Consider the following 9,683-nt stretch of genomic DNA (forward strand, 5'->3'; position numbering starts at 1 on the left):
TGCCCGAAGTGAGGATGCGTGATGAACGCCGACGACATTGCCATCATCGGACTCGGCTGCCGCCTCCCCGGCGGGATCGATTCCCCCGAAGCGCTCTGGCAGGGCCTGCTGGACGGGATCGACGCCATCGGCGAGGTCCCCCCGCAGCGGTGGAGAGCCGATGACTGGCATGACGTCGACCCCTCGGCGCCCGGCAAGATGACGACCCGCTGGGGCGGGTTCCTGGACGACGTCGCGGGGTTCGACGCCGCGTTCTTCGGCATCTCGCCCACCGAGGCCGCCCAGATGGATCCGCAGCAGCGGGTGGCCCTGGAGGTCGCCTGGGCCGCGGTCGAGGACGCCAGGATCCGCACCGACCGGCTCGCCGAATCGGCCACCGGCGTGTTCTTCGGCACCATGTGGCAGGAGTACCACCTGGCCACCGGGGCGTCCGCCGGTGAGATCCGCACACACACCGCCATCGGCACGGACACCTCGATCATCCCGGCCCGCATCGCGTACGCCCTCGACCTGCGCGGCCCGGTGATGTCCGTCGGCACCGGATGCAGCTCGTCCCTCGTCGCCATCCACCAGGCGGTCCGGAGCCTGCGCTCCGGAGAGTCGGACCTCGCGCTGGCCGGCGGGGTCAGCCTCATCCTCCACCCCCACACCACCGTCGCGATGTCCAAGTTCGGCACGCAGAACCCCGACGGGCAGTGCCGCGCCTTCGACGCGGACGCCAACGGGTACGTACGGGGCGAAGGCTGCGGCGTCGTCGTCCTGCGCCGGCTCGGCGACGCCCGGCGCAGCGGCGACCGGATCTACGCGGTGATCCGCGGCAGCGCCGTGAACAACGACGGCACCACCGACGGCCTGGCCACCCCGAGCGCCGACACGCAGGCCGAAGTGCTGCGCTCGGCCTGGCGGGAGGCCGGAACGGACCCGGGCCTGGTGTCGTACGTGGAGGCCCACGGAACGGGGACCCGCCGGGGCGATCCGATCGAGGCCGCGGCCCTGGGCAGCGTGTTCGGCGACGGCAGGAAGACCGGGGAGCCGCTGCGGATCGGGTCGGCCAAGACCAACTTCGGCCACCTCGAACCGGCCGCCGGAGTGCTCGGCGTACTCAAGACCTCCCTGGCGCTCTTCCACGGCGAGCTGCCCCCAAGCCTGCACTTCCGCCGGCCCAACCCGGACATCGACTTCGACGCGGCGAACCTGGCCGTGGTCACCGACCGGCAGCCGTGGCCCCAGGGAGCGCGCCTGGCCGGAGTCAGCAGCTTCGGCTACGGCGGTACCAACGCCCACCTCGCGCTGGCCGGGCCGCCGCCGGCGCGGGCCGCCGAGGTCCGGGAACCCGCCGCGCGGACGCGGATCCCCTGGGTGCTGTCGGCGCGCTCCGAAGAGGCCCTGCGGGAACGGGCCGGTAGGCTGCGCGCCCACCTCGCCGCGCACCCCGGCCTGTCGGCCGCCGACGTCGGCTTCTCCCTGGCCACCACCCGCGCCGACCACGAGTACCGGGCCGTCCTGCTCGGACGGGAGACCGCGGACCTGAGCCGGGGGCTGGAGGCGCTCGCGTCGGGAGCCCAGGTGCCGGACCTGGTCGTCGGATCCGGCCGCGGGCGCGGCCCGGTGCTGATGTTCGCCGGACAGGGTGCCCAGTGGGCCGGCATGGCCGCGGAACTGCTCGACTCCTCACCGGTGTTCGCCGAACGGTTCGCGCAGTGCGAGGCGGCGCTGGGACCGTTCGTGGACTGGAAGCTCACCGAAGTGATCGGGAACGCGGACGCCCTGGAACGGGTGGACGTCGTACAGCCCGCCCTGTGGGCGATGATGGTGTCCCTGGCCCGGCTGTGGAAGCACTTCGGCGTCGACCCGGACGTCCTGCTCGGGCACTCGCAGGGCGAGATCGCCGCGGCGTGCCTGTCCGGCGCGCTGTCGCTCGAGGACGCGGCGGCCGTGGTGGCGCTGCGGGCCCTGGCCATCCGCCGCGGTCTGGCGGGCCGGGGCGGCATGGTCTCCCTGGTGTGCTCGCGGGCGGACGCGCTGCGGCTGACCGGGCGGTGGCCGGACCGGCTGTCGGTGGCGGCCGTCAACGGGCCCCGCAGCACGGTGGTCTCCGGCAGCCCGGAGGCGCTCGCGGAACTGCTCGCGCACTGCGGATCCGCCGGGATCCGCGCCAAGCGGGTCCCGGTCGACTACGCCTCGCACTCGGCGCAGGTGGAGGCCATCCGCGAGGACATCCTGACCGACCTGGCCGGTATCCGGCCGCGCCCCGGGGCTGCGGGCTTCTTCTCCACCGTCGACGTCGGCCGGATCGACACCGCGACCCTGGACGCGGGCTACTGGTACCGGAACCTGCGCTCCACGGTCGAACTCGACGCGTGCGTGCGCGAGCTGGCCGCCGAGGGCCGCAGCGTGTTCATCGAGTGCACCCCCCACCCCGTGCTCACCATGGGCGTGGAGGAGAGCGCCGAGGTGCGCACCGTCGGAACGCTGCGCAGGCAGGAGGGCGACCGCTTCCTGACGGCCCTGGCCGAGGCGTACGCCGCCGGGGTGGACGTCGACTGGAGCCGCGCCTTCGAGCGGGCGAACACCGTGGACCTGCCCACGTACCCCTTCCGGCACCAGCGGTACTGGATCGACGGCGCGGCGGACGGCGGCGGGCCGGCGCAGGACGCGCCGTTCTGGGACGCGGTGGGCCACGAGGACCTCGACGGGGTGGCCCGCACCCTGGGCCTCGACCGGGACGCCCTCGCTCCCGTCCTGCCCGCCCTGGCCTCCTGGCGCAGGCGGCGCACCTCGGAGTCCGTCGTGGACGGCTGGGAGTACAAGGCCGCCTGGAAGGAGGTTCCCGGACCGGCGGTGCGCCCGGGCGACTGGCTGGCCCTCGCGCCCGCCGGCGACGCCTGGGCGCGCTCGGTGGCCGGGGCCCTGACCGGACAGGGCCTGCGCGTCACCCTCATGGAGCTCGAACCCGGCCTCGACCGGGGTGCGCTCGCCGCGCGGCTGCGCGGCACGGCCTGCGACGGCGTGCTCTGCCTGCCGGCGGCGCAGGACGGGCCGTACACCGGGTACACGGGGGTTCCCGCGGGCTACGCGGCGACCCTGACCGCCGTGCAGGCGCTGGGGGACTCCGGCGTGAGCGCCCCGCTGTGGTGCGTGACGCGGGACGCCGCCGCCGTCACGGACGAGGCGGTCGACCCGGAGGGGTCGCTGGTGTGGGGGCTGGGGCGGGTCGTCGCCCTGGAGCACTCCGAGCGCTGGGGCGGCCTCATCGACCTGTCCTCCGCGTACGACCCGGGGGTACTGGCCGGGGTGCTCACCGGCGACCACGGCGAGGACCAGGTCGCGATCCGGGGTTCCGTACCGTACGGCCGCCGGCTGGTCCGCGCCGCCGCGGGTCCGGCCCGCGGCTGGAGCCCCACGGGGACGGTGCTGATCACCGGCGGAACGGGCGCGCTCGGCGCCGAGGTCGCGCGCCGGCTGGCCGGGCAGGGCGCCGAACGCCTGGTGCTGGTCAGCCGGAGCGGGCCGGACGCCCCCGGGGCGCGGGCCCTCACCGCCGATCTCCAGCGGCTCGGGGCAGGCGTCGAGATCGTCGCCTGCGACGTCGCCGACCGGGAAGCGGTCCGCGGGCTCGTCGAGCGGACCCGGCCCGACGCGGTGGTGCACGCCGCCGGAGCCCTGCACGACGGGCTCGTCCAGGACCTCACCCCCGACCGGGTCGACGCGGCGCTGCGGGTGAAGGCGCAGGGAGCCTGGAACCTGCACGAACTCGCCCCCGGACTGGACGCGTTCGTGCTCTTCTCCTCGTGGGGCGCGACCGTCGGCGTCCCGGGCCAGGGCAACTACGCGCCCGGCAACGCCTATCTGGACGGCCTGGCAGCGCTCCGCCACAGCCAGGGGCTGCCCGCGACCTCGGTGGCCTGGGGCCCGTGGGCCGGCGACGGCATGGCGCGGGGGCCGGTGAAGGAGGTCCTCGACCGCCACGGCGTACCCGCGATGGCACCGGATCTGGCCCTGCTGGCCCTGGACCGGGCCGTGGCGTCCGCGGAGCCCTGCGTCACCGTGGCGGACGTGCGCTGGGACCGGTTCCGCACGGTGTTCACGGCCACCCGCCCCAGTGCCCTGCTGGCCGACCTGCCCGACGGCCGGGACGCCTCGGCCGTCCAGGAGCCCGCGTTCCGGCGGCGCCTGGCCGAACTTCCCGCGGACGGCCGGATGCGCGCCGCACGGGAGGAGGTCCGGGCGCAGACCGCCCTTGTGCTCGGCCACCCGACGCCGGAGGCGGTGGACGTCGAGCGGACCTTCAGGGAACTCGCCTTCGACTCGGTCCTCGGCGTCGAACTGCGCAACAGGCTGGGCGCGGTCACCGGCCTGCGGCTGCCCACCACGCTGATCTTCGACCACCCCACGCCCGCGCAGGTCGCCGCGCACATCCTCGACGCGTACCTGCACGAGGAGCCCGACCCGGCCGCCGGGGAGACCGCCCCGGCCGCCCGTACCGCCACCGCCACCCCGGCGGCCGCCCCCGAGGCCGCCCCGTCGGGTGCCCCCGAGGCCGGCGCCGACGAGCCCATCGCGATCGTCGCCATGAGCTGCCGGTTCCCCGGCGGAGTACGCGACCCGGAGGGTTTCTGGCGGCTGCTCGCCGACGGCGGGGACGCCATCACGCCGTTCCCCGAGGACCGGGGCTGGGACCTGTCCGCGCTGTACCACCCGGATCCCGACCACCCCGGTACGAGCTACGTCCGCGAAGGCGGCTTCGTGGCCGCCGCCGACTTCGACCCGGAGTTCTTCGGGATCAGCCCCCGCGAGGCACTGACCATGGACCCGCAGCAGCGGATCCTCCTGGAGGGGTCCTGGGAGCTGCTGGAACGGGCCGGGATCGCACCGGCCGCGCTGAAGGGCAGTGACACCGGGGTCTACCTGGGCACCAACGGCCAGGACTACGCCTCGCTGGGCACCCCGCACGGCTCCGAGGGGTTCGGGCTCACCGGAAGCGCCGCCAGCGTGGTCTCCGGCCGCGTCTCCTACGCACTGGGCCTGGAGGGGCCGTCGGTCACGGTGGACACCGCGTGCTCGGCCTCGCTGGTCGCCATCCACCTCGCCGCGCAGGCCCTGTCGCGGGGCGAGTGCGCGATGGCCATCGCCGGCGGCGCCACCGTTATGGCCACACCGAGACTGTTCGTCGGATTCAGCCGGCAGCACGGCCTCGACCCCCTCGGACGGTGCCGCGCCTTCTCGGACGGGGCCTCCGGCACGGCACTGTCCGAGGGCAGCGGACTGCTGCTGCTGGAGAAGCTGTCCGACGCACGGCGCAACGGGCATCCGGTACTGGCCGTGATCCGCGGTTCGGCCGTCAACCAGGACGGCACGTCCAACGGGCTCACCGCGCCCAACGGCCGGGCCCAGCAGCAGGTCATCCGCAAGGCTCTCGCCGCGGCGGGGCTCGAAGCCTCTGACGTGGACGTCGTGGAGGCCCACGGCACCGGCACGACGCTGGGCGATCCCATCGAGGCACGCGCGCTGCAGGCCACCTACGGCGCCTCCGGACGGCCGGTGTGGCTGGGCTCGGTGAAGTCCAACATCGGGCACACGCAGGCGGCGGCGGGCGTGGCCGGCGTGATCAAGATGGTGCTGGCCATGAACCACGGCACAGTGCCCCGTACCCTGCACGCCGACACCCCCTCCCGCCACGTCGACTGGTCGGAGGGCTCCCTCCGGCTCGTCACCGACCCCGTCGCCTGGGACGCGGACAGCCCGCGGCGGGCCGGCGTCTCCTCGTTCGGCATCAGCGGCACCAACGCCCACCTGATCCTCGAACAGGCCGCCGGGGCCGAGGAACCGCCGGCAGGGGCCGAGGAACCGGCCGCCGGCCCCCGTCCTGCCCTGCTGCCCTGGACCCTGTCCGCGCGGACCCCGGAAGCCCTGCGCGAGCAGGCGTCCCGGCTGGCCGTCCGGGTCGGGACGCACCCCGGCACCGACCCGGCCGACCTGGCGTTCTCCCTGGCCACCTCGCGCACCTCCTTCCGGGAACGCGCCGTCGTCGTCGGCCGCGACACCGGCGACCTGCTCGCCGGGCTGCGCGCGATCACCGACGGGGCGTCCTCGGCGTCCGTGGTGGAGGGTTCGGCGGATGACGGCCGGACGGCGTTCGTCTTCGCCGGGCAGGGAACCCAGCGTGCGGGCATGGGCGCCGATCTGCGCGCGGCGTACCCGGTGTTCGACGCCGCGTGGCGGGAGATCCGCGCCGCACTCGACCCGCACCTGCGCCGTCCGCTCGCCGAGGTCATCGACAACCCGGACGCGCTGCGCCGGACCGAGTTCACCCAGCCCGCGCTGTTCGCCTTCGAGGTGGCGGTGTTCCGGCTCCTCGAGAGCTGGGGGCTCACGCCGGACCTGGTGCTCGGACACTCCGTCGGCGAGCTCTCCGCCGCACACGTGGCGGGCGTGCTCTCCCTGGAGGACGCCTGCGCGCTGGTCGCCGCCCGCGGCCGGCTGATGCAGGCCCGGCCGGACACCGGCGTGATGCTCGCCCTCCAGGCCGGCGAGCACGAGGTGGCCCCGCTGCTGTCCGCGCGGGTGCACCTCGCCGCGGTCAACGGCCCGCGGTCCGTGGTGATCGCCGGTGACGCCGACGCCGTGGCCGAGGTGGCCGGGCGGTTCACCGGACGCCGCACCAAGCGGCTCAACGTGTCCCACGCCTTCCACTCCGCGCACATGGACGGCATGCTCGACGAGTTCCGGAGCGTGGCCGAGCGGCTCACCTTCCACCCGCCGCGCATCGCGCTGGTGACGAACCTGACCGGGCGGACCGTCACCGACTGCGGTCCCGACCACTGGGTGCGCCAGGTGAGGCAGCCGGTCCGGTTCGCCGACGCGATCCGTACCGCGCGCGGCGAAGGCGTCACCCGGTTCCTCGACATCGGCCCCGACGGAACGCCCGCCGCCATGATCGAGGACTGCCTCGACGGCGACGACGCCGTCGTGGTCCCGACCCAGCGTGCCGACCGGTCCGGTCCCGAGGCACTGACCCTCGCGGTCGCCAGGGCGCACACGGCGGGTGCCGGGCCGGGCTGGGCCCCGCTCCTGGGCGAGGGCCGCCGCCGCGTCGACCTTCCCACCTACGCCTTCCAGCGCAAGCGCTTCTGGCCGGACGGCTCCGGCTCCGGAGCCGGGCACCCGTGGCTGACCGAGGTCACCGAACTGGCCGACGGCGGCTGGGTGCTGTCCGGCCGGGTGTCGGCGTCGTCCCAGCCCTGGCTGGCCGACCACGTGGTCTTCGGCACCGTCGTTGTCCCCGGCACCGCGCTGCTGGACATGGTCCTCGCGGGCGCCGGCCAGGCCGGAGCGGCCGGCGTCGGCGAGCTGACCCTGTCGCGGCCCATGGTCCTGGAGGACGCGGTACACGTGCAGGTCAGGATCGGCCCCGCCGACGGCGGACGGCGACCGGTGACCCTGCACGGCAAGGCGGAGGGCACGGGCACCTGGAGCACCCACGCCGAGGGCGTGCTGGTGGACGCCTTCGGTCCGGAGCCCACCGACTGGTCGGTGCCCGCGCTGCCCGCCGTGGACCTCGCCGGCTTCTACGAGGGCTTCGCCGCCCAGGGCGTCGACTACGGCGCCGCCTTCCACGGCGTGGCCGAACTGTGCGGGCAGGGCGGGACGGCCTGCGGCGTGGTCCGGCTGCCGGCCGGTGAGCCGGGCGGATTCGGTGTCCACCCGGCCCTGCTGGACGCGGCCCTCCAGGTGATGCGCGCGGCGGTCCCGGCCTCCGCCGAGGCCCAGCTCCCCTTCCAGTTCACCGACGTCCGCCTGTACGCCACGGGAGCCACCGAGCTCCGCGTCCGGGTCGACGTCCGCGACGACCGGATCCGGGCCGCGATCACCGACCCCGCCGGGGCGCCGGTGGCGTACGTCGGCGCCCTGCGGCTGCGTCCGGTCAGCGCCGGCCTGCTGCGTGCCGCCCTCACCGTTCCCGACCTCTACCGCGTGGCCTTCCGGCCCGTGCCGCAGGTGCCCGCGGTGGCGGAGCCGGTCCGGGTCCTGGGCAGCGGCCCGGTGTCCGAGGCCCTCGGCGTGACGCCGTCCGAGACGGTCACGGAAGACGGCCCGCGCCGGATCCTGATCGACGCCACCGCGCACGCCGAGGGCGTCGCCGCCGCCCACGAGTCGGCCGCACGCGCGCTGGACCTGCTGCGCCGACTGGTGCCCCGCAGGGGCCTCGAGCTCGTGTGGATCACCCGGGACAGCATCGCCGCACGCCCCGGGGACCGGGTGCGCGGCCTCGCCCAGGCCCCCCTGTGGGGGCTGCTGCGGGCGGCGCGGCGCGAGCACCCGGAGGCGGCCCTCCGGATCGTCGACTGCGACCGGATCGACGCCCCCACCCTGTTGTCGGCGCTGTCCGTGTCCGGCGAGCCCGAACTCGCCGTCAGGGGCGGGGAGTTCCTCGCGCCCCGGCTGACCGCGGCGGGCGCGGTCGGTGCGGCCGGTGCGGCCGGCGCCGGCTCCGTGGCCGACGGAACGGTGTTGGTCACCGGCGGCACCGGCGAACTCGGCAGGGCGGTCGCCCGGCACCTGGTGACCGAGCACGGGGTCCGCGACCTGGTGCTGACCTCGCGCAGCGGCCCCGGGAACCCGGAAGCCGGAAGCCTGGTCGCGGAACTGACTGGAGCCGGTGCGCGATCTGTCCGGGTGCTGGCCTGCGACGTCTCCGACGGGACCCAGGTGGCCGGCGTACTGTCCTCGGCGGGCGACTGGTCGGCGGTACTGCACCTCGCCGGCGTCCTCGACGACGGCCTGCTGCTCGACTACGACGAGCGACGTCTGCGCACGGTGCTGGCCCCCAAGCTCGACGGGGCCGCGCACCTGGCGGAACTCACCGCGGATCTGGGCCTGTCGGCGTTCGTGCTGTTCTCCTCCGTCTCTGGAACCCTCGGCTCCGCCGGGCAGGGCGCGTACGCGGCGGCCAACGCCTACCTGGACGCCCTCGCCGCCCGCAGCGGCGGGACCAGCCTGGCTTGGGGGCTGTGGGAGCAGGCGGGCTCGGGCATGACCGCACACCTCACGGAGGCCGAACTGGGACGCCTGCGCAGGCAGGGCATCGCACCGCTGCCCGTCGCCAAGGCCCTGCGGCTGCTGGACCGCGCACTGCGCTCGCCGGACGGCAACCTCGTCCCCGTCAGGCTCGACCTCGCGGCGCTGGACGGCGAACCCCCGGCGCTGCTGCGGGGACTGGTCCGGCCGGCGCTGCGCCGCGCCGGCGAGGACCCGGCGGGCGGCGGGCTGCGGAAGCGTCTGGAGGGCCGGACGCCCGAGGAGCAGGCCGCCTCGGTCACCAGGCTGGTCCTGGAGGAGGCCGCCGTCGTCCTGGGGCTGCCCGGGCCCGGAGGGCTCAGGAGCAAGGCCGTACTAAAGGACCTCGGCCTCGATTCGCTGATGGCCATGGAGCTGCGCCGCAGGCTCGCGAACGCCGCCGAGGTGCCGCTGCCCGCGAGCCTCGCCTTCGACCACCCGACCCCGGCGGACATCGCGGAGCTGCTGATGCGGCGCATGGGGATCGCTCGAGCGGAGTCCGGGACGGAGCCGGAACCGGAGGCCTCACCGGACCCGGCCGCGCCGGCGCCGGCCCGCTCGGTCGCCGAGATCGGCGCCGAGCTCGACGCCCTCCTCGAACTCTAGAAGCTTCCACACCCCGCACT

Annotated in this window: 1 protein-coding gene; it reads left to right on the forward strand. The window is 75.4% G+C overall.

Annotation, left to right across the window (positions count from 1 at the left end):
• Positions 1-21 precede the first annotated feature (21 nt).
• Positions 22-9,663: a type I polyketide synthase gene (locus OG299_RS41165; protein ID WP_327364804.1), complete on the forward strand. Its 9,642-nt coding sequence runs from the start codon at positions 22-24 to the stop codon at positions 9,661-9,663.
• Positions 9,664-9,683: the final 20 nt, after the last annotated feature.

It is taken from the genome of Streptomyces sp. NBC_01296 (assembly GCF_035984415.1).
GTDB lineage: Bacteria > Actinomycetota > Actinomycetes > Streptomycetales > Streptomycetaceae > Streptomyces.

Coding starts and splice junctions, on each gene's coding strand:
- OG299_RS41165 (WP_327364804.1), top strand. CDS start 22: ATGAACGCCGACGACATTGCCATCATCGGACTCGGCTGCCGCCTCCCC.